Origin of the sequence: Chitinophaga caseinilytica (assembly GCF_038396765.1) — a bacterium.
In the GTDB taxonomy this organism is placed as follows: Bacteria; Bacteroidota; Bacteroidia; order Chitinophagales; family Chitinophagaceae; genus Chitinophaga; species Chitinophaga caseinilytica.
Genome location: NZ_CP150096.1, coordinates 591,564 through 611,496, shown reverse-complemented (window position 1 = coordinate 611,496; position 19,933 = coordinate 591,564). Strand labels below are relative to the sequence as shown.

Annotated in this window: 20 protein-coding genes; 10 read left to right on the top strand and 10 right to left on the bottom strand. The window is 55.9% G+C overall.

The features are described from left to right. Positions 1-130: 130 nt before the first annotated feature. The 7 genes from WJU22_RS02565 to WJU22_RS02535 all read right to left on the bottom strand — a co-directional run bounded on the left by WJU22_RS02565 (position 131) and on the right by WJU22_RS02535 (position 8,500). A complete protein-coding gene (locus WJU22_RS02565; protein ID WP_341841724.1) occupies positions 131-793 on the bottom strand; it encodes a lipoprotein signal peptidase in 663 nt (220 codons plus the stop codon). A 55-nt stretch (positions 794-848) separates the two neighbouring features. Continuing rightward, positions 849-3,341 (bottom strand): bifunctional UDP-N-acetylmuramoyl-tripeptide:D-alanyl-D-alanine ligase/alanine racemase, encoded by a 2,493-nt coding sequence (locus WJU22_RS02560; protein WP_341841723.1) that lies wholly within the window; start codon positions 3,339-3,341, stop codon positions 849-851. 67 nt (positions 3,342-3,408) lie between these two features. Then, positions 3,409-4,359, bottom strand: coding sequence for a TerC/Alx family metal homeostasis membrane protein (locus WJU22_RS02555; protein WP_341841722.1), 951 nt, complete (start codon positions 4,357-4,359; stop codon positions 3,409-3,411). A 51-nt stretch (positions 4,360-4,410) separates the two neighbouring features. Further along, the gene (gldG, locus tag WJU22_RS02550) at positions 4,411-6,126 is read right to left on the bottom strand and encodes a gliding motility-associated ABC transporter substrate-binding protein GldG (RefSeq protein WP_341841721.1); all 1,716 of its coding nucleotides are present in this window, start codon (positions 6,124-6,126) and stop codon (positions 4,411-4,413) included. Between the two features lie 2 nt (positions 6,127-6,128). After that, entirely contained in the window at positions 6,129-6,866 is a 738-nt protein-coding gene (gene gldF / locus WJU22_RS02545) for a gliding motility-associated ABC transporter permease subunit GldF (RefSeq protein ID WP_341841720.1), read from the bottom strand. A 132-nt stretch (positions 6,867-6,998) separates the two neighbouring features. Then, positions 6,999-7,325: a HesB/IscA family protein gene (locus tag WJU22_RS02540; protein ID WP_126244307.1), complete on the bottom strand. Its 327-nt coding sequence runs from the start codon at positions 7,323-7,325 to the stop codon at positions 6,999-7,001. An 11-nt stretch (positions 7,326-7,336) separates the two neighbouring features. Then, on the bottom strand, positions 7,337-8,500 hold the full coding sequence (locus WJU22_RS02535; protein WP_341841719.1) for a cysteine desulfurase family protein: 1,164 nt from the start codon (positions 8,498-8,500) through the stop codon (positions 7,337-7,339). 99 nt (positions 8,501-8,599) lie between these two features. Between WJU22_RS02535 and mce the strand changes: the two genes are divergently transcribed. After that, on the top strand, positions 8,600-9,004 hold the full coding sequence (gene mce / locus WJU22_RS02530; protein WP_341841718.1) for a methylmalonyl-CoA epimerase: 405 nt from the start codon (positions 8,600-8,602) through the stop codon (positions 9,002-9,004). A gap of 353 nt (positions 9,005-9,357) precedes the next feature. Beyond that, on the top strand, positions 9,358-9,762 hold the full coding sequence (locus WJU22_RS02525) for a putative quinol monooxygenase (RefSeq protein WP_341841717.1): 405 nt from the start codon (positions 9,358-9,360) through the stop codon (positions 9,760-9,762). Positions 9,763-9,764: 2 nt separating this feature from the next. Here the strand turns inward: WJU22_RS02525 and WJU22_RS02520 are convergent, their stop codons facing one another. Next, on the bottom strand, positions 9,765-11,036 hold the full coding sequence (locus WJU22_RS02520) for a UDP-N-acetylmuramoyl-tripeptide--D-alanyl-D-alanine ligase (protein ID WP_341841716.1): 1,272 nt from the start codon (positions 11,034-11,036) through the stop codon (positions 9,765-9,767). A 118-nt stretch (positions 11,037-11,154) separates the two neighbouring features. Here WJU22_RS02520 and WJU22_RS02515 point away from each other — a divergent pair, with 118 nt between their 5' ends. The 5 genes from WJU22_RS02515 (at position 11,155) to apaG (ending at position 13,929) form a co-directional block, all read left to right on the top strand. Next, a complete protein-coding gene (locus WJU22_RS02515) occupies positions 11,155-11,538 on the top strand; it encodes a hypothetical protein (protein ID WP_341841715.1) in 384 nt (127 codons plus the stop codon). Positions 11,539-11,557: 19 nt separating this feature from the next. Further along, entirely contained in the window at positions 11,558-12,109 is a 552-nt protein-coding gene (locus WJU22_RS02510; RefSeq protein WP_341841714.1) for a YceI family protein, read from the top strand. A gap of 25 nt (positions 12,110-12,134) precedes the next feature. Then, positions 12,135-13,064 (top strand): DUF5777 family beta-barrel protein, encoded by a 930-nt coding sequence (locus WJU22_RS02505; RefSeq protein WP_341841713.1) that lies wholly within the window; start codon positions 12,135-12,137, stop codon positions 13,062-13,064. 67 nt (positions 13,065-13,131) lie between these two features. After that, positions 13,132-13,458, top strand: a complete 327-nt coding sequence (locus WJU22_RS02500) for a DUF4157 domain-containing protein (protein ID WP_341841712.1) — start codon at positions 13,132-13,134, stop codon at positions 13,456-13,458. Between the two features lie 120 nt (positions 13,459-13,578). Then, the gene (gene apaG, locus WJU22_RS02495) at positions 13,579-13,929 is read left to right on the top strand and encodes a Co2+/Mg2+ efflux protein ApaG (protein ID WP_341841711.1); all 351 of its coding nucleotides are present in this window, start codon (positions 13,579-13,581) and stop codon (positions 13,927-13,929) included. Here apaG and WJU22_RS02490 read toward each other — a convergent pair. Next, positions 13,926-14,951, bottom strand: a complete 1,026-nt coding sequence (locus WJU22_RS02490; RefSeq protein WP_341841710.1) for a hypothetical protein — start codon at positions 14,949-14,951, stop codon at positions 13,926-13,928. The genes apaG and WJU22_RS02490 overlap by 4 nt on opposite strands. A 65-nt stretch (positions 14,952-15,016) precedes the next feature. Between WJU22_RS02490 and WJU22_RS02485 the strand changes: the two genes are divergently transcribed. The 3 genes from WJU22_RS02485 to serS are packed head-to-tail and all read left to right on the top strand — an operon-like array spanning position 15,017 to position 18,729. Beyond that, positions 15,017-15,697, top strand: coding sequence for a porin family protein (locus tag WJU22_RS02485; protein WP_341841709.1), 681 nt, complete (start codon positions 15,017-15,019; stop codon positions 15,695-15,697). 40 nt (positions 15,698-15,737) lie between these two features. Further along, positions 15,738-17,408: an NAD+ synthase gene (locus WJU22_RS02480; protein ID WP_341841708.1), complete on the top strand. Its 1,671-nt coding sequence runs from the start codon at positions 15,738-15,740 to the stop codon at positions 17,406-17,408. A 46-nt stretch (positions 17,409-17,454) separates the two neighbouring features. Next, entirely contained in the window at positions 17,455-18,729 is a 1,275-nt protein-coding gene (gene serS / locus WJU22_RS02475; RefSeq protein ID WP_341841707.1) for a serine--tRNA ligase, read from the top strand. A gap of 68 nt (positions 18,730-18,797) precedes the next feature. Here serS and WJU22_RS02470 read toward each other — a convergent pair whose 3' ends face one another. Then, positions 18,798-19,625, bottom strand: coding sequence for a M57 family metalloprotease (locus WJU22_RS02470; RefSeq protein WP_341841706.1), 828 nt, complete (start codon positions 19,623-19,625; stop codon positions 18,798-18,800). Positions 19,626-19,933 lie beyond the last annotated feature (308 nt).

Sequence of the window (19,933 nt, the reverse complement as noted above, 5' to 3'; positions counted from 1 at the left end):
GGTAGGTCCCCGGCTTACCGCCGCTGCGCCTAAACCGCACCCGTCAAGGAGTGATTTTCCCCAAAAACGGTAACAAAAAAAGGCCGCATCCCGGAGGAGCGGCCTTTGAAATATATAATACTCGGATAATTTATGCTACGGTATCGTCCAGCGCGGGTTGCGTTCCGACGGGCTTCTGATTCTCGTCGCCCGGCTTGTGGAGGAATCGCTTCTGGAAGATGAGGATCGCGATCACGCCCACCGAAATAGCGGCATCGGCGATGTTGAAGATCGGACGGAAGAAAATGAAATGTTCGCCGCCCCAGAACGGCATCCACTCCGGGAAATTACCGCTGAACAGGGGGAAATAAAGCATATCCACTACGTTCCCGTGCAGGAAAGTACCGTAGCCGCCGCCTTCGGGAAGGAATTGTGCTACCGTCAGATCCGTGCTGTCGGAAAAGATGAGTCCGTAAAACATACTGTCGATCAGGTTGCCCGCAGCGCCCGCCAGGATCAGCGCACCGCAAACGAGCAGGCCGCTGTGGTATTTTTCGCGCACGAGCCGCTTCATATAAAAGAAGCCCACGATCACGGCGATGAGGCGGAACATGGTGAGGGCGATCTTTCCGAATTCGCCGCCGAACTTCAGGCCATATGCCATCCCTTCATTTTCAATGAAATGAATCTGAAACCAGCTCCCGAAAATGGGGAAACTCTCGTTCAGCGCCATATTCGTCTTGATCCAAAACTTCAAAACCTGGTCTATGAAAAGGATCCCGATCACGATCCATACAATGTGACGATACTTCAAAACTTCAAATTTTTCCAAAAATAATGTATTATTTCAAAGTTGCCCCCCTCCACTGCTATTCCTGGAAATAAACCCGTTTCACGCGTTGGGAAATTCCGGTCAGGATCTCGTAAGGTATGGTGCCGGCCCATTTCGCCACGTTTTCCACGGGCAGGCCTTCTCCGAACACGATCACTTCGTCGCCCTCCGCTACGTCGGGGATGCCGGTTACGTCGAGCATGAGCATGTCCATCGCGATGACGCCGGCCACAGGTGCCAGTTTCCCGCGGATGAGCATTTTCCCGTTCCCGTTGCCCAGGGCGCGCATATATCCGTCTGCGTACCCGATGCGCACGGTAGCGATGAGCGAGGGCGCTTTGGCCTGCCAGGTGGCGCCGTAACCGACGGTGTCACCTTTGGGAATGCGCTTCACCTGCGCCACGGTGGATTTCAGGGTGCTGACGTTTCGCAGTTTGTCCTGGAAATCATGGGCGCTGTCTACCCCGTACATCCCGATCCCGAGCCTTACCATATCCAGCTGCATCTGCGGCAGGCGGTGGATGGCCGCGCTGTTGGCGATGTGGCGGATGACGGGGTACCCCAGCTGCTGCTGGAGCGAATGGCTCATTTTCTGGAACCGGTCGAACTGCGTGTTGGTGAAATCGTCTTTCTTCGGGTCTTCGCTGGCGGCGAAGTGGCTGAAGATGGACTGTACCCTGAAAAGCCCTTCGGCATTGAGCCGCAGCGCCAGCGCGGGGATGTCTTGCTGCTCGAAGCCCAGGCGGTGCATGCCCGTGTCCAGCTTGATGTGCACGGGGTAATTGGATTTATTCGCATAGCGGACGGATTCCTCGAACAATTCCAGCAGATGCATGGAATACAGTTCGGGCTCCAGGTTCCACTGTAAAATGGCGTCGAAGCTGCTGGGCTCGGGGTTCATCACCATGATGGGCAGCGTGATGCCGGCGCGGCGAAGCTCCACGCCTTCGTCGGCATACGCCACGGCGAGGTAATCGATGCCGTGGAACTGCAGCAGGTTGGCGATCTCGAAGCTGCCGCTCCCGTAGGCGAAGGCTTTCACCATGGCCATGAGCCGGGTGCCGGGCTTGAGGATCGACTGGTACGCTTTCACGTTGTGCGCCAGCGCGGTAAGATTGATCTCGAGGATGGTTTGATGGGCTTTCTGTTCCAGCAGTTTGCCGATCCGTTCGAACTGGAATACACGGGCGCCTTTCACGAGGATGGACTCGTTCTGGAAATCCGCGGTGTTCACCTGCTGGAGGAATTCTTCGGTGCTGGCGTAAAACTCGCTCTTCACCCGCGCGAAGCTTTTCTTCTCGCGCGAGATATTCTTCCCGATGCCGATGAGCTTGCTGATGCCTTTGCTTTCCAGCATGCCGGCCACTTCTTCGTACAGCGAGCCTTCGCTTTTCCCGGATTGCAGGATATCGCTCAGGATGACCGTTTTGGTAGGATGCTGGCGCTGCTGCTGGAGGAATTCCAGGGCAATGGCGAGCGATCCGAGGTCGGAGTTGTAGCTGTCGTTGATGATGGAGCAGTTATTGATGCCCTGCTTCATTTCCAGCCGCATGGCGATGTTGCCGAGGTGGTCCATCCGCTCCTGGATGGTTTCCTGCGGCTTGCCCAGGTACAGCATGAGCGCCCAGCAATGGATGGCGTTTTCGATGGAGCCCTCGTCCACAAAAGGAATGCGGATGAAGACCGGCTCCGATTTGTACAGCGCATCGATGCGGGTGTGGTTATCGTTCTTGTCGACCGAAATGATCCGGAGATCGGCGTCTGTCTTGCGGCTCCAGGTGAGGAGCTGCAGGGCGTTTTCGATCTCGCGTTTGCCCACGAGGTTATGGAAATTGTTGACGCATTCGTTGAGCGCGAGGTAATCCTTGCAATAGATCAGCACATCGCTGCGGGTGAACAGCACGAGCTTTTCGTTCACTTTCTGGCGGATGTTGAGGAAGCCTTCGTTATGGGCTTCGCCAATATTGGTGAAAATACCGATGGTGGGGCGGATGATCTTTTCGAGGTTCACCATTTCGCCGGGCTGTGAAATGCCGGCTTCGAAAATGGCGAGGTCGTTCTCGGGTTTCATCTGCCAGACAGACAGGGGCACGCCGATCTGCGAGTTGTAGCTTTTCGGGCTGCGGACGATGTTATTGTCTTTTTCCAGCAGCTGGTACAGCCATTCCTTGACGATGGTTTTTCCGTTGCTGCCGGTGATGCCGATCACGGGAATGTTGAACTGCTGGCGGTGCCATGCCACGAGGGCGTGGAGCGCCTGCAGGGTGTTTTTCACTAAAATGATGTTCGCTTTCGGGTAGAGGCCCTGGGCGATGGGCTCGCTGACCACGAAATTGCTGACGCCTTTTTTGTACAGATCATCGATGTACTGATGTGCATTGCGGCGTTCGCTCACAAGGGGAATGAACAAGGATGTTTCGGCAACAAGCAATTTCCGGCTGTCCAGCAAAATGTGTTCGATCTCCGGATGCCCGGTCTGTTGCAACAATTCTCCCTTCAGGATCTTACTGATACTCTCTGCTGTATACAATGTTATATGGTTTTAATCGAAAAGCGCCCGCAGACTCTCATGTACGGGCGCTTTCAGTTCGGATCAACTAACTCTCTTTGGACTCGGTCGGTTTAACCGGTAATTTCTTGTCGAACAGTATGGAATACACAATGGAACCTGCCAGGCAAAGCACGATCACTACGAGCGATACCCAAACAGGAAGTTTGAAATGCCAGATTTCCGCCAGCATTTTCAGACCGATGAATACCAGCACGATGGCGATGCCCTGCTGCAGGTAATCGAACTTGTCTACCGCACCTCTCAGCAAAAAGAAGAGGGAGCGAAGGCCAAGCACGGCGAAAATGTTGGATGTATATACCACAAGCGGTTCTTTTGAAATGGCGAATACGGCCGGAATGGAATCCAGCGCAAAAACGATGTCGGTAAACGCGAGCATCACCACTACCACGGTCAGCGTCGTGAAATACACTTTGCCGTTCTGCTTGATGGTGAACTTGTCGACATTCGGCTGGTTGGAGATCCGCAGGTACTTCTGCATGATGCGGTACGCGAAATTCTCTTCCGGCTTGAACTCTTCGTGCTGGTCTACCATGAACATCTTGACGCCGGTATATACAAGGAACGCGCCGAAAATGTACAGGATCCAGCCGAACTGGGCAATGAGGGCCACGCCCACGGTAATGAAAATGGCGCGGAACACGATGGCCATGAGGATACCGATGAGCAGCACCCGCGCATAACTGGTTTCCTTGATCTTGAAAAACCCGAATATGAGAATGAAAACGAAAATATTGTCGATGGAAAGCGACCACTCCATGAGGTACGCGCTGAGGAATTCGACCGCCAGGCGGGAGCCGTCTTCGTACCAGATAAATGCACAGAAGCCCATAGACAGCGCCACCCAGAAACAGGTTTGGAGGAGCGCCTTTTTGATGGACATTACTTCACCTTTTTTACTTAATAACCCCAGGTCGAAGATCAGGGCCAGAACGATCACAATCCCGAAAACTGCATACGTCCATTGTTGCGGTGTCATGTAAAGCGGAAAAATTTAATGAATGGCAAAGATAATGGATTCCGGCAGCTTTTATCTGGCATACTTGCGCTGCCTGAAGTACTGGAACGCCATGGCAAACAGCAATACGGCCCCGATGGGCACGGCAAATGCGATGATCTGCCATTTCGTTTTATCGCGGCGCACCTTTTCACCGTCCAGCAGCCTGAGCGTCAGCTCCTTGTTGCGGGTTTCCATGACAGGGCTCTTGCTGGCCAGGTAATCCATCCCGTTGAGGAAAAATTCTTTATTGGCGAACTGGTAATCCGGGTTGAACTCGTTGACCCCCATTTGCAGCGGGCCGCTTTTCCGCGTCACCGCATTCAGCACCAGGTCTGCATCTCCCGCCACGATCATCCTGCCCGCGGTATCCGCTTCCGGCCGGAAAGGCCTGTGGGCCGAGGTTTCCCACTGCCGCTGCCCCTCCACGCCGATCCGGTGGCGGAACAGCGACGAAAAACGCCCCTCCAGCAACACGGCCACCGGAACGTTCCGCATCCTGAACTCCCGCGGATTGGGCTGCTGCTGCACGCTTTCGAGCGTGATCTGCACAGGGCTGCGCACCAGCCGGCTATGTTCCGACGAGGTGAGCAGCACGGTTTTATGAATGTCGCCTCCCGCCATCGTATCCACCGATCCCGCGAAGCGGCTCATCACCAGGTCCAGGTTTTTGACGATGGAATGGCCGTTGGTGGAATTAAGCAAAGGGAAGTAAGGGAACGGCACAGGCTGGATCTGCGGTTTGTCGCCGATGTTGCCCACCACGAGCGGGATAATGTCTGCCCGGAGGTCCTGGATAAGATCGGGGTTCACCCGCGCGCCGTATTTGAACAGCAGGTCTTCCAGCTGGAGATTGCGGTCGAACGCCACGAAATCGCGCCCGCGCAGACTGTCGGTGGAAGCGGTCAGGTTATCGAGGAACCAGGCGATGTTGCCGCCCTGCATCACGTATTGGTCGATCTTCAGTTTGTCGGCGTCGGTAAACGTCTGCGTAGGGCGGACGAACAGCAGCGCGTCGAACTCGTCGGGGATCGCAGGCGTGGTGGCGAGGTTGACGGTATCCACTTCATACAGTTCATGCAGCGTTTTCAGCGCGTCGTAGACTTCGGGGCCTTCCGGTTCGCCATGGCCGAGCATGTAGCCCACGAGTGGACGATGGTTTTGCTGCAACTGGTAAATGGCGTTGGCGAATTTGTATTCGAGGAGGGCTTCGGAGCTGTTGAGCGCCTGCATGGGGTCCATGCCGCCCTGGCTTTTCAGGAGGTTGACGGCCGTTTCGCGGTCTTTGTATTTGATGATGGCGCCGGGGAAGATGAGCTTCTCGGCGTAGGAATCCTTCCCGTCGTCCTGCACCTGCAGGTTAAAAGGCAGGATGCCCCGTGCCATGAGCGTATCCTGGAAAGCGGCGCGCATGGAATCGGGGAGGTCGGAGCCGGGGTTCAGGAAGCTGAAGCGGACGTTGTTGCCGCCGAACTGCTGGAATTCCTCGAGCAGCTCACGCGTGGCGTTAGACAGCTGGCGGAAGCCGGCGGGATATTTTCCCTTGAGATATACTTCGATCTGAACGGGCGCGTCGAGCCGGCGGAGGAGATCGCGGGTGGAAGGGGCGAGGGTATAGCGCTTCTCGGCGGTGAGGTCGAACCGGGTATGGAGGAACCCTGCCGCCGCGTTAATGGCCACGATCACAGCCAGGAGCCCCAGCGTCCGTTTCAGGTATTGTTTTCGTTTGTCCTTTCTCGTTAGTTCCATAATCAACCCTGCCAGATTTTCCTTTCCAGCGATATTTTGGTAAGATATAACATCAGTCCGGCCACACTGGCGAAATACACGAGGTCGCGCGTGTCTATCACGCCGCGGCTGATGGAAGTATAATGATAGCGGATGCCGGCCATGGCGAGGTAATAATCCGCCCCGCCTTCGAATACCGCCAGTTTGCTGAGGGCATCGAACCCGGTGTAGAGGATGTAGCAGGTGAAGATGGCCACCAGGAAGGCTACCACGGCGTTAGCGGTGACAGACGAGGCCCAGAGCCCGATGGCGGTGAACACGCTCCCCAGCAGGAAAAGCCCCAGGTAAGACCCCAGGATGCTGCCGGTATCGGGCCCGTTTCCCGCCGCGGCCAGCTGCGAAATGGCGAGGTAATACACGGCCGTGGGCACGAGCGCAATGGCCACGATGAGCAGGCAGGCCCAGTATTTACCCCAAACGATCTGCCAGGGCGTCACCGGCTTGGTGCTCAGTAGCTCCATGGTGCCGCTGCGGTACTCGTCCGATAAACTGCGCATGGTGATGGCGGGTATCAGCAAGAGGAATATCATGGGCGCCAGCTCGAAAAGCCCGTCCAGGTCGGCGTACCCGGCCTCGAGGAGGCTCGTGTCCCGGAAAATGAACAGGAACAGTCCGTTGGCGAGCAGGAACAAAACGATGGCTACATACCCCGTGATACTGCTGAAAAATTGGTGGATGTCTTTCTTGAAAATGGCATACATGACGGAAGCAAATATAATTCAATTACGTTTCCACAATATTTGAATTTTTAATCATCCGTAAACGATTCAATAAAAAAGCCGTCCGGTTACAGGGAACCGGACGGCTGGATTGCGAATGTGTGTGCCGAAACCTTACACGGCGAAGCTGTCGCCGCAGGCGCAGGTGCGGGAAGCGTTGGGATTATTGAAGTAAAACCCTTTCCCGTTGAGCCCTTCGGAGAATTCGAGGACGGTATTGCAGAGGTACAGGAAGCTTTTCAGGTCTGTCACCACTTTAATGCCTTTATCTTCGAAAACCTGGTCTTTCGGCTTGGTTTCGTTGTCGAAATCGAGTTTATAGCTGAGGCCGGAGCATCCTCCGCCCACAACGGACACGCGCAGGAAGTAATCCTCGCCCAGGGTCCCTTCGGCCCGGAGCGCATCCACTTTTTGCTTGGCTTTATCACTGATATAGATCATCTTATCCGTATTTACTGGTTATATATTGCGTGCAATGAGCGCACGGTATGGTTGACTGTCTCAATGGCACGGTCTACGTCCGCTTCGGTCGTAAACCTTCCCAATCCAAACCTGAGCGAAGAATGTGCCAGTTCTTCGGAAACCCCCATCGCCATCAGGACATGACTGGGCTCGGGATTGGCGGAAGTGCATGCCGAACCCGAAGATACGGCTATTTCCCGGGTTACCCCGCGCAGGAGGTCGGCCCCCCGTACGTCGGGGAACTGCAGGTTGCTGACGTGCGGCAGCCTGGGGGCGCCTTCGCCGTTTACCCGGGCCCCGGTTTTCTCGATCAGCGCTTTTTCCAGCCTGTCGCGGAGCGCCGCCATCCGGAGGGCTTCGCCTGCCATTTCGTCGGCCGCAATGGCGCAGGCCTTGCCCAGGCCCACGATTCCCGGCACGTTCAGGGTACCGGAACGCATCCCGCGCTCGTGGCCGCCGCCGTCCATCTGCGCCGCCAGCCGCACGCGCGGCGATCTGCGGCGGACGAACAATGCGCCCGCGCCCTTGGGGCCGTACAGCTTGTGGGCCGACAATGCCAGCATCCCGATGCCTTCGCTGGTGGCGTCCAGGGGTATTTTGCCCGCGGCCTGCGTGGCGTCGGTCAGCAACAGCACCCCGTGTTCCCCCAAAATCCCCGAAATATCGGCGATGGGCTGGATAACGCCCGTTTCGTTGTTGGCGTACAGCACGGCGGCCAGCACCGTGTCTGGCCGGATGGCGGCTTTGAGGTCGTCGGGGTTTACGGTCCCGCGGCCGTCTACCGGCAGGTAGGTAACTTCCGCACCGAGTTTTTCGAGGTGGCGGCAGGTGTCGAGCACGGCTTTATGCTCGGTTTGCAGGGTGATGAAGTGTTTCCCTTTTACGGCATATGCTTCGGCAGCGCCTTTGAGGGCCAGGTTGAGGGCCTCGGTGGCACCGGAGGTGAACACGATTTCCTGGGGCTCGGCGCCGATGAGCGCGGCCACTTCCTCGCGCGCCTGCTGTACCGCTTCTTCGGCCGTCCATCCCCAGGCGTGCGCGCGGGAGGCGGCATTGCCGAAATGGGTGGTGAAGTAGGGCAGCATGGCTTCCAGCACCCGCGGGTCGCAGGGCGTGGTGGCGTTGTTGTCGAGGTAAACGGGCAGTGTCTGCATCTATGCAAAATTACGGTTTAAGTTCTACTTTTACCCGGAACCGCCCGGGCCGCGGGTAACCGCAGGGTCATCTTTCCGGGCATTAAATCATACACCGCTATGTTAAAAGTTGAGCACATCGGCATCGCCGTGAAATCGCTGGCCGTTTCCGTTCCCCTGTTCGAAAAACTGCTGAACGCGGAATGCTACAAAACCGAGGAAATCGCCTCCGAAGGCGTGTCTACCGCGTTTTTCCGCCAGGGCGAAACAAAGATCGAGCTGCTGGAAGCGTTATCTCCCGCCAGCCCCGTCGCCCGATTCCTCGAAAAAAAGGGCGAAGGCGTGCATCACCTGGCTTTTGAAGTGAAAGACATCCGCGCCGAAATGGCCCGGTTGCAAAGCGAAGGTTTCGAGCTCCTGTCTGCCGAGCCCAAACCGGGGGCAGATAACAAACTGGTATGTTTCCTTCATCCCAAAAGCACGAATGGCGTGCTGGTGGAGTTAACACAGGAACGGACCGAATAGAAGGAAATCAGCCTGTTATAAAAAAAGCGCGAAAAAAATGGCGGTATTTAAACCTTTTATTTTGTCGCGCGTTGATAATGGTATAACACAGCACAAATGCAAGCCGCTCAGGCTTCATCACAATACTCTAAAGTTGGCATAGGTTATGAAAACCTGTGGGTTTTTTAACTCGCAGGTTTCTTTTTTTACCGCATCCGTGAATGTTTCCGGACGTTTGTTCAGGTAGCCGGCTTCGGTAAAAATCCCGGCCGCCGTTGCGTCGCACACTTCGGCTTTTTCGCGGGGGATCGAGGAATAGTGTAGGGATTACATTAATTTCCGTTACCTGTTTCCCGCTAAAAAAAATGTTGTCTATGATCCGTCCTGTTTTTATCGCCCTGATGTTTTTCCTGCTAACGGGAACGACCGTAGCCGCCCAGCAGCGTATGATGGTGCGCATCGCCGAACTGGAAATCGATTCCGTTTCTTTACCGGCCTATAAGGCGATCCTTGCCGAAGAAGCGGCCGCTTCCATAAAGCTGGAGCCGGGCGTTATCGCCATTTTCCCGATGTTCGACAAGGCGCGGCCCGCGCAGGTGCGGATTCTTGAAATCTACGCCAGCCGCGAAGCATACGAAAGTCATCTGAAAACGGCACATTTCATCAAATACAAAACGGCAACCGCGAAGATGGTGAAATCCTTGCGGCTGCCGGATATGGAGGCCATCGATCCGGCCACTATGGCGGAAATGTTCAGGAAGTTGCCCGCGGGGAAGTAAACTCAGTTCACTACTTTTTCCATCCCCACGCTCCGCGAGCCTTTTACGAGGATGTGGGTGTCCTGGAACTGTTGCTGTTCCAGCCAGGTGCGGGCTTCATCGGCCGTTTCGAACCAGATGTAGGGGTGCTGGGTTTTGGAGAATTCCTTTCCTACGAGCACAACGGCTTTCCAGTGGCTCAGTTGGAGAAGGTCGGCCAGTGCCTGGTGTTCCTTTTCGCTGTCGGGCCCCAGTTCCTTCATGGCGCCGAGGAGGAGTACTTTCTGCTTCGCATCGAGCCCCGCGAAGTTTTCCACGGCGGCTTTCATGCTGGAGGGGTTTGCGTTGTAAGCGTCCATCACGAAGGTGTTGGTACCTTTTTTCACGACCTGGGAGCGGTTGTTGGAGGGGGCGTAGGCTTCCAGTGCGGCGCGCAGTTTTTCTGCCGGCACCTTGAAATGGAGCCCCGCGGCGATGGCGGCCATGACGTTCGGAAAGTTGTAAGCGCCTACGAGCTGGGTGCGCACATGCCCCGCGCCCACGGATTCCAGCTCCAGCAGGGCGGTCCCGGGGAAGGGCGCGCCGGCGAAATCGGCCGGATCGTGACCATAGGTGATCACCGTGCCGATGCCTTTGCTCATTTCTACCAGGTAGGGATAATCCTTGCAGACGAACACGGTGCCGCCGTTTTCGCGGAGGTAGTCGTACAGCTCGCCCTTGGCCAGGCGCACGCCTTCTTCGCTGCCGAACCCTTCCAGGTGGGCCTTTCCGATGTTGGTGATGATCCCGTGCGTAGGCTCCGCCACTTTGCAATATGCGGCAATCTCGTGGCGATGGTTGGCGCCCATTTCGATCACGGCCATCTCCGCGTCCATAGGGATGCGCAGCAGCGTCAGCGGCACGCCGATATGGTTGTTGAGGTTGCCTTCGGTGGCGTATGTACGATATGCGGCGCCCAGTGCGGTGCGGAGCATTTCTTTCGTAGTGGTTTTGCCGTTAGTGCCGGTAATGGCGATGAACGGAATGTAGAACTGCCGGCGGTGATGCCTTGCCAAAGCCTGCAGGGCCGCCAGCGCATCATCCACCAGCATCATCTTTTCCGGCTGGGTGAAAAACGCAGGATCGTCGACCACCGCGAAGCTGGCGCCGGATGCCAGGGCCGCGTCGGCATACTGGTTACCATTGAAGTTGGGGCCGCGCAGGGCAAAGAAGATATCGCCGGATTTGAGCTGGCGCGTGTCTGTTTGCACGGAAGGGTGCTGGCGGTAGATGGTATATAGCTGTTCGATATTCACGTGTTGCTGATTTGCGTACAAAAATAAGGAATGATGGCCCTCATTTTCTTTATTATCTTTCGCAGGCAACCTATGAAGGCCCGAACCCGTAATTAACGCTATGCAAACCCGTCAACTTATGCGCAAACGCAGGAAACATTTATGGACGATGCCGGCGCTGCTGGCCCTGTGCATCCTGGCCGCCTGTACGTCTGAACAGGCGCCGGAGCCCACTACCAGCGCCGATTGCTCCACCGTGAACGTCACCACCGCCCGGATGTACGAGATCGTTCAGCAGAATTGCACCAACCGCAACTGCCATCCCGGCACGGGATCGCCGCTGAACGCCGATTTTTCCACGCCGGCCAAACTGAAAAGTTACATTTCCGCCAACGGCGCATCATGGACGTTCCGCGTTACCGGCGCCGGCGCCGATATGCCGCAAAGCCAGGGCTATCCCCCGCTGCCTAAAGCCGTGCGCGATTCCATCGCCTGCTGGGTAAACAAGGGAATGCCGGATTGATCCACCAAAACAGCCACGCATGAAACGCATTTTCGTCATCATCGCTTTCCTCGGTCTCGCCATTTCGGCGGCGGCGCAGGATGTACAGTCGTGCCGCTCCGTGCGCCTCCGTTTCTTCTCCAGCGCACCGCTGGAAGATATCGAGGCCGTGAGCACCCTGGGCGTATCGGCCATCAATCCCGCCACGCGCGTCATTTATTTCAAAGTGCCCATCACCTCGTTCCAGTTTAAAAAGAAGATGATGCAGGAGCACTTCAACGAGAATTACCTGGAAAGCGAGAAGTACCCGTACGCCGAATTCAAAGGGAAGGTCCTCGGCACCACAGACCTCACCAAAGACGGCACCTGGCCGGCGGAAGTGGAGGGCGACCTTCAGATCCACGGCGTCACCAAATCCTACCGCGTGTCCGGCACCATCACGGTTTCGGGCGGTAATCTGGCCGCCGAAGCGAAGTTCAACGTGCGGGTGGCCGATCATAACATCAAAATCCCGAGCCTGGTGGTAAAAAATATCGCGGAAGTGGTGGAAGTGACCATGAGCGCGCAATATCAACCGGCCGTCAAACCTTAATCTAAAAAGCTTCAAACCAGCGAATATGTTGCATCTCCGCTTGATCACCGCCCTTCTGCTCACGGCCCCGGCGGCCATGGCGCAAGACGATCTGGGCGCCATTTTCGGGAAGGACTCCGTCCGCCGCGATCCCGTGACTTCCACCTTCAAAAGCACCCGCATCATCAACGGGCAGTCGAACGAAACCCTGGCCAAGGGCGACCTCGACTTCCGGGTGGCGCACCGTTTCGGGGACATGGGCGGCTCCGGCGGCGGCTCGTCCACCTTTTTCGGGCTCGATAATTCTACAGACATCCGCATCGCCTTCGAATACGGCATTACCGACCGCCTCACGGCCGGCCTGAGCCGTTCCAAGGGCAGCGGCAACTTCTCGCAGATGTGGGAGGTTTTGGGCAAATTCAAACTGCTGCAGCAAACGCACGATAACCGCGTGCCGGTCGGCGTTACGCTGTTCGCCAACGCGGTGGTGTCGTCCATGAAAAGCAGTCCGGACAAGGCCGATCCCAATTATTTCGACAAATTCTCCGACCGCGGGAGCGCCGTGGCCCAGGTGGTGATTTCCCGGAAGTTCGGGGAAATGGTGAGCCTGGCGCTGCTGCCCTCGTTCGTGCATCGTAACCGCGTGGGTTTCAAGGACATGAACAACATGTTCGCCATGGGGCTGGGCGGCAGGCTGCGGTTCAGCAAGCGCGTGGCGCTGGTGGCCGATTACTTTTATTCGTTCCGCGACGAGGAAAGCAAGGATTATTACGAGTCCCGCGGCACGAAGTTCTACAACTCGCTGGGCGTGGGCGTGGAGATCGAAACGGGCGGGCACGTGTTCCACCTGAATTTCACGAATGCCACGGCCATCCTGGAGAACCAGTTCATCCCTGAAACGGTGAGCACCTGGACGCATGGACAGTTCCGCTGGGGCTTCAATATTTCGCGCCGGTTCTCGCTGGGCGGGCGTTAAGGCCGTTAATGGGAAGTGAATGGGTACGATTGTGCTGTTTTTGGCCCGAAGCCGTTAAATTGCGGATATGTCAACATTGAAATGCCGTATCCGGGAAGGCTCCATGGTGGCGCGGATAGCCGCCTGGAAGATGGGCTCGGGCAATATCGCGATCGTTTTCGGGAACGTCATTCACCTGCATGGGGTAAGCCGGGAGCGGTTCCTGGCCAATACGGCGTGGGTGCGGCATGAAGTGCGGCACGTGCGCCAGTACCGGGAAGCCGGCTTCTGGCGGTTCCTTTGGCGCTACGTGCGCGACTGGCGCCGGTATGGCTATTACAACATCCCGTACGAAAGGGACGCCCGGCTGGCGGAAGCCAATCCGCGGGAGCTGGAAGGGGTGGAGATACGATAAAGATTCGTTAAAACGAAGGGGGTGGGGATAAAAAATGTTGCAACGCGGTTATTTTCCTTATTTTTACGGTAAAGGCTGATTAATATGGTTAAGAAGGTCACAGAGGGAATCACGATAAGCGTGGAAACGTTTTACCAGCCGGATTACTCCAATCCGATCGGCAGTGAGTTCATGTTCGCTTACCGTATCACCATCGAAAATAACAATACCTTCCCCATCAAACTGTTGCGCCGCCATTGGTATATCATCGATTCCAACGGCTCGCACCGCGAAGTGGAAGGGGAAGGCGTGGTAGGTGTGCAACCGCTGCTCGCACCGGGCGAAAGCTATCAATATGTTTCCGGCTCCAATCTCCGCACGGAAATCGGTAAAATGTACGGCACGTATCAAATGGAAAACCAGCTGAACAAGAAGCTCTTCGATGTGAAGATCCCCGAGTTTCAGATGGTAGTGCCGTTCAAAATGAACTAGGGCCGGTATTTGGCCCCGTTGAAGATGAGCATCGCGTCCTGCGTGCCCATGAGTTTTTCCAATGTATATTCCGGATGGCGCTCCATGAATGCCCGTACGATCCTGTACCCGGTAAATGCGCCTATTTTACCCGGCGCCTCGGCTGGCATGCCCTGGGTCGATGGCCCGTCACCGATATACCGTGAGATCGTTTGTCCTTCACGGTTATACAGTAATTTGTTCTCCACGAAATATTGCCAGATCATCTGCTCGTTTTCTTCGCAGAATTTCATTTGCCCGCTCGTGTAGCCCATGCGGATGTGCGCGTCCGTTTCCGGCAGCACCTGCTCCAGGAAATATTGCTGCTTGCCGAGGTATACCAGTTGCTCAGCCAGGGAAGCGCCTTCGCGGGGCGCGTCCAGCTGCTGGTACAGCACGGTCATGACATTGACGGGTATGTTTTCGGGGGTGAAGCGGCGGACCATGTATTCCGGCATGTCGGGCACCAGCTTGTACACGTTGAAATCCGCGCCCATATACATGTCTAGCCCGATCCCCAGCACCGAATCGATCGTGACGGCACCGAAATTGTTGACGGCGGAAATGAACGTGAGCACCTGGGGCGCGCGGAACTTCGGTTGGTAATATTTCGCCAGGCGGAAAGCTTGCGTCAGTTCCTGTTCCAGCGGCCGGATATCGGCGAAATGCGCGCCCACGGAGTCGTTCAACGCGCGGATGTCTTTATTGGCGAGGAAATCATGAACGGAACGCGTTAATGCAGCGGAATCGCCGGTGTTGGGAAGGTAGAGGATATGCGAAAGATAGTCGTTCATGAAACCCGGGTACATTTCCTGCAACAATTTTACGCCCGTTGCGACGTTAGTGGTATCAATACCGGAAAATGCCCGGTCGAACCGTTCTATCTTCACCGTGATGGGGATGTGGCTGACGTCGGGGATCTGTTTTTTTCGTCCGCAACCCGCCATGATGGCGACTGTGAGGATCAGGATAGACAGGGAATGTATTTTCAGGTAACTTTGCATCGCCTATAATAACTTTAGAGATGGTAAAAATATTGTTTCGCAACGTATTCCGGAAATCCTTTCTGATGGCTGTGGTGCTTCTCGCATCGGCCGCATCGCTTTCTGCACAGTCTTTCAGTGACCGCATGTCCGAAAAAACCGGGCGGAAGGTGCGTTTCGGATTCAAAATCGATCCCGGCGCGTCGTTCCTCAATCCGCAGGAAGCCGGCGTAACCCGCAACATCGGCCGTTTTTACTTTAGCTACGGCGTCCTGGCCGACTGGTTCATCGACGACGAGGAACGCTATGCCCTGGCTACCGGCGTGCAGGTGACGCACTTCGGCAGCGTGATGCAGTACGAGGCCGGGAAAGGCCTGTCCGACTTCCGTTCCGCATCTTCGGAATATGACATCCGCCTGCAATACATCGAAGTGCCGGTGGCACTTAAGCTCAAAACCGCCACTGCCAAAGGGTTCGACTTCTACGGCCAGTTCGGCGGTTTCGTGGGCATGCCCATCCGCGCACGCGCCAATGTGATCAGCAACATGCAGCGGTTCGACAAATTGAGCGTCCTCCGGCAGATACAGCCATTTTCGGCGGGAATGCTCCTGGGCGCGGGCGTCGAATATCCGCTCACGGAAACACTGACCGGCGTGGTGGGCATCAATTACCAGAATAATTTCGTGGACATCACCCGGAACGGCAAGTGGAACGATGGCCGCGTAACGGGCAATAGCTTCATTTTGCGGCTCGGGGTTTATTTTTAACCCTGTTTAGTCCGTACATTTGCCAGACAAAAAAGTACGGATGAATATTTTCCTCGCCCAGCAGAATTACCATATCGGCAACTTCGAGGCCAATACGGCCCGTATCATCGAATCCATCCACGCCGCGGAAGCCCGCGGGGCCGACCTGGTCGTGTTTTCCGAACTGTGCGTGTGCGGATATCCGCCGAGGGATTTCCTGGAGTTCGAAGACTTTATCGCCCGGAGCTACGCCGCTATCGACGAAATCCGCAAACATACGCTCAAAACCGCCGTGCTGGTGGGCGGTCCGCAGCGCAATCCCCACCGCGAAGGGAAAGACCTCTTCAATGCCGCTTTTTTCCTCTACGAAGGCGAAATCAAGCAGGTGGTGCAGAAAACGCTGCTGCCAACGTACGATGTGTTCGATGAATACCGCTACTTCGAGCCGGCGTTCGAATGGAACGTCATCCCCTTCAAAGGAAAGAAGCTGGCCGTAACGATCTGTGAAGATATCTGGAACCTCGGCGATAACCCGCTGTACCGGATTTGCCCCATGGACCGGCTCATCCTGCAAAATCCCGACGTGATGATCAACCTGTCTGCCTCGCCGTTCGATTACGACCACGACGAAAGCCGCCGGGAGATCATCCGCGAAAATGTGAAAAAGTACGGCCTGCCGATGTATTACTGCAATACGGTGGGCTCGCAGACGGAGATCGTTTTCGACGGCGGATCGATGGTGTTCGACGCGGAAGGGCAGATCATCAAGCAGCTGGCCTTTTTCGAGGAAGATATGGCCGGCGTGGAGCTGGATGCGCTGGGCAAGAAGAAACCCAATCCCGAAACGCCCACTACGCCCAATTCCGTGATGGAGGAGCTGGTGTTCGACCATAATATCGCCCGGATCAAACAGGCGATCGTGCTCAGTATCCGCGATTATTTCAGGAAGATGGGCTTCAAACAGGCTATCCTGGGCTCTTCCGGCGGGATCGACAGCGCAGTGACGCTGGCTTTGGCGGTGGAAGCCCTGGGCAAGGAGAACGTCCGCGCCATCCTCATGCCGTCGCCCTACAGTACGGAACATTCGGTAGACGATGCCGTGGCGCTGTCGAAAAACCTCGACAATCCGTACGACATCATCCGCATCAACAATATTTACGAGAATTTCCTGGAGACGCTGGAACCTTACTTCAAGGGGCTGCCGTTCAATGTGGCGGAAGAGAACACGCAAAGCCGCATCCGGGGGAACCTGCTGATGGGGCTGGCCAATAAATTCGGGTATATACTCCTGAACACGAGCAACAAGAGCGAGCTGTCTACCGGTTACGGGACCTTGTACGGCGATATGGCCGGGGGGCTTTCGGTGCTGGGGGACCTGTACAAAATGCAGGTGTATGCCCTGGCGCGGTACATCAACCGCGAAAAGGAGATCATCCCGGTGAATATCATCGATAAGGCGCCTTCGGCGGAATTGCGGCCCAACCAGAAGGATTCCGACAGTTTGCCGGATTATACGATACTGGACCGCATCCTGTATCAGTATATTGAGCGGCGGCAGGGGCCGAAGGAGATCGTGGCGCAAGGGTTCGACGAGGCGCTGGTGGCGCGCACCCTGAAAATGGTGAACACCAACGAATACAAGCGGAACCAGTTCTGCCCCATTATCCGGGTGTCGTCCAAAGCCTTCGGGATCGGGCGAAGGGTGCCTATCGTGGGGAAATATTTGAGTTAAGGGAGAACCCCGTTATCTTTGTCCAAATTTCAATATTCATATTAAAATGTTACAGGTACAATTTATCCGTCAAAACAAAGAGCTGGTACTGGAAAGGCTGGCCGTGAAGCATTTCGCGGACGCGGCTGCCGTCGTAGACGAAGTACTGGCGCTTGACGATCAGCGCAAGAAGCTGACGCTCGATTACGATGAAACGCAAGCCAAGGTGAATTCCGCATCAAAAGAGATCGGGAAGCTCATGGCATCAGGCGATAAGTCGGGCGCGGAGTCTCGCAAGCAGGAGGTGGCCGCCTTCAAGCAGGCGCTTGGGCCCATCGACGAGCAGCTGCGCGCGACGGAGAAATTGCTGCACGACACGCTCGTCCGCCTTCCCAACCTGCCCGGGGCAGACGTTCCCAAAGGCAGAACGGCGGAAGACAACGTGGAAGTGCGCCGTGGTGGCGATATCCCCACCCTGGCCGCAGGCGCAGTGCCCCATTGGGACCTGGCCAAAAAATACGACCTGATCGATTTCGAGCTGGGCAATAAGGTGACCGGCAGCGGTTTCCCCTTCTACAAGAACAAGGGAGCCCGCCTGCAACGCGCCCTCATCAGCTATTTCCTCGATTTCAATACATCCAACGGCTATACGGAATTCCTGCCGCCGTTCCTGGTGAACGAAGCATCGGCATACGGTACCGGGCAGCTGCCCGATAAGGAAGGCCAGATGTACTACATGCCGGAAGACAACTTCTACCTGATCCCCACGTCGGAAGTACCGCTGACCAACGTTTTCCGCGACGAGATCCTCAAGGAGTCGGAGCTGCCGGTGAAAATCACGGCCTACAGCCCCTGTTTCCGCCGTGAAGCCGGGTCTTACGGAAAAGATGTGCGCGGCCTCAACCGCCTTCACCAGTTCGAAAAGGTGGAGCTGGTGCAGATCGTGCATCCCGACAAATCGTACGATACGCTGCAGGAAATGGTGGCACATGTGGAAAAGCTGCTCCAGAGCCTGCAACTGCCTTATCGCATCCTCAACCTTTGTGGTGGCGATATGAGCTTCGGTTCCGCGCAGACGTTCGATTTCGAGGTATGGTCCGCCGCGCAGGAAAAATGGCTGGAAGTATCGTCCGTTTCCAACTTCGAGACGTTCCAGACCAACCGGATGAAGGTGCGCTTCAAAGACGAAAACGGCAAGAACCAGCTGGTGCATTCGCTGAATGGCAGCTCGCTGGCGTGCCCGCGTATCATGGCTACATTGCTCGAAAATAACCAGTCGGCCGACGGCATTTTGCTGCCGGAAGTACTGCATAAATATTTCGGGGGAGACAGGATCGCGTAGGCGATTTTTCTCTCATCAAAGCGAAAGCGCACGGAATGTTTCCGTGCGCTTTTTTTATGCGGCAAAGATCAATACAGGTAATTGAGCGCCACGATGTCGTTGGCGTTGAAGGTGCGGTTGCCGCCGTTGGAACAGGCGAGCATCCAGGACGCTGCGTCGGGGCCGGTGGGCGTACCGGGGATGTGAACGGCCCCTACATTGGAGGCGCCTTCGTTGCCTGCGCCGCTGGCACCGCAGCTGAATGCGCGGTTCATATAGTCGGTGTGGCGGAAGCCGATGCAGTGGCCCATTTCATGCTGGATCACGGAACCAACGTAGTCTACGTTCGGGTTGGCGCCATAAGCCTGTTCGTGCGTATTCATGGAAATAGTGCTGTACGGGCTGCCGTTGCGGGTAGGGAAACCTGCGGAGCCGAGTGTGATGAAACCGCCGCTGGGGCCCTGGTAGAAGCCTTTGATGGTAATGTCTGCCTTGCCGCTGGTGATCCGGCGGAAAGTGAGCTGCAGGTTTTGCGCATTATAGCGGGCAATGGCGAGATCGGCGCCGGAAACGAAGGCCGGGCCCAGGTCCATCACTTTAACAGTGATCTGGCGTGGCAGGCTTTTTACCAGGTTGTTCGTTCGGTACTGTTCTGTTTCAGCGATGCGCAGATTGGCCGATGTGGAGGCCTCGCTGAGATTTTCGGCGGTCAGCAGGATATCGCCTTCTACCAGCCATCCGCCTTCCGCTGCGCGAACGCCGGACGATGAAAAGCCGAGGGCCTTGATTTTGGCGATCACATCTTGCGGAACGGGCTCCGTGTCCTTTTGCTGGGGAGCCCCATCTTTCTTACAGGCGTAAACAATGAAGGCGAACGTGGCGCCCAGTAGCAGGGCTGCAATGGTGTTCTTTCTCATGGAAGTTTAGATTTTGTAGATTTTGGAATTAAAAATGAATATCGTTAAATGGAGCATGGAAAGGCCTGTCCGGAATCCGGGCTCCCTTTCATCGGGCTATCAACAATGCAATGGCACGCACACAATGGCGCGGCACGTTTACAATATGCTGTTAAGGATGCTCTCTATACAGGTTTTTTTTAGATGTTCAATAAAATACGGAGGACGTAGCGTTTAACGGAATAAATGTGCTCGTTAAGATTCGGTTAATACAGATTGCTCTTGTTATGCTCTTCGTTCAGATCTGGGCTTTTCGATGTTCCAATAAT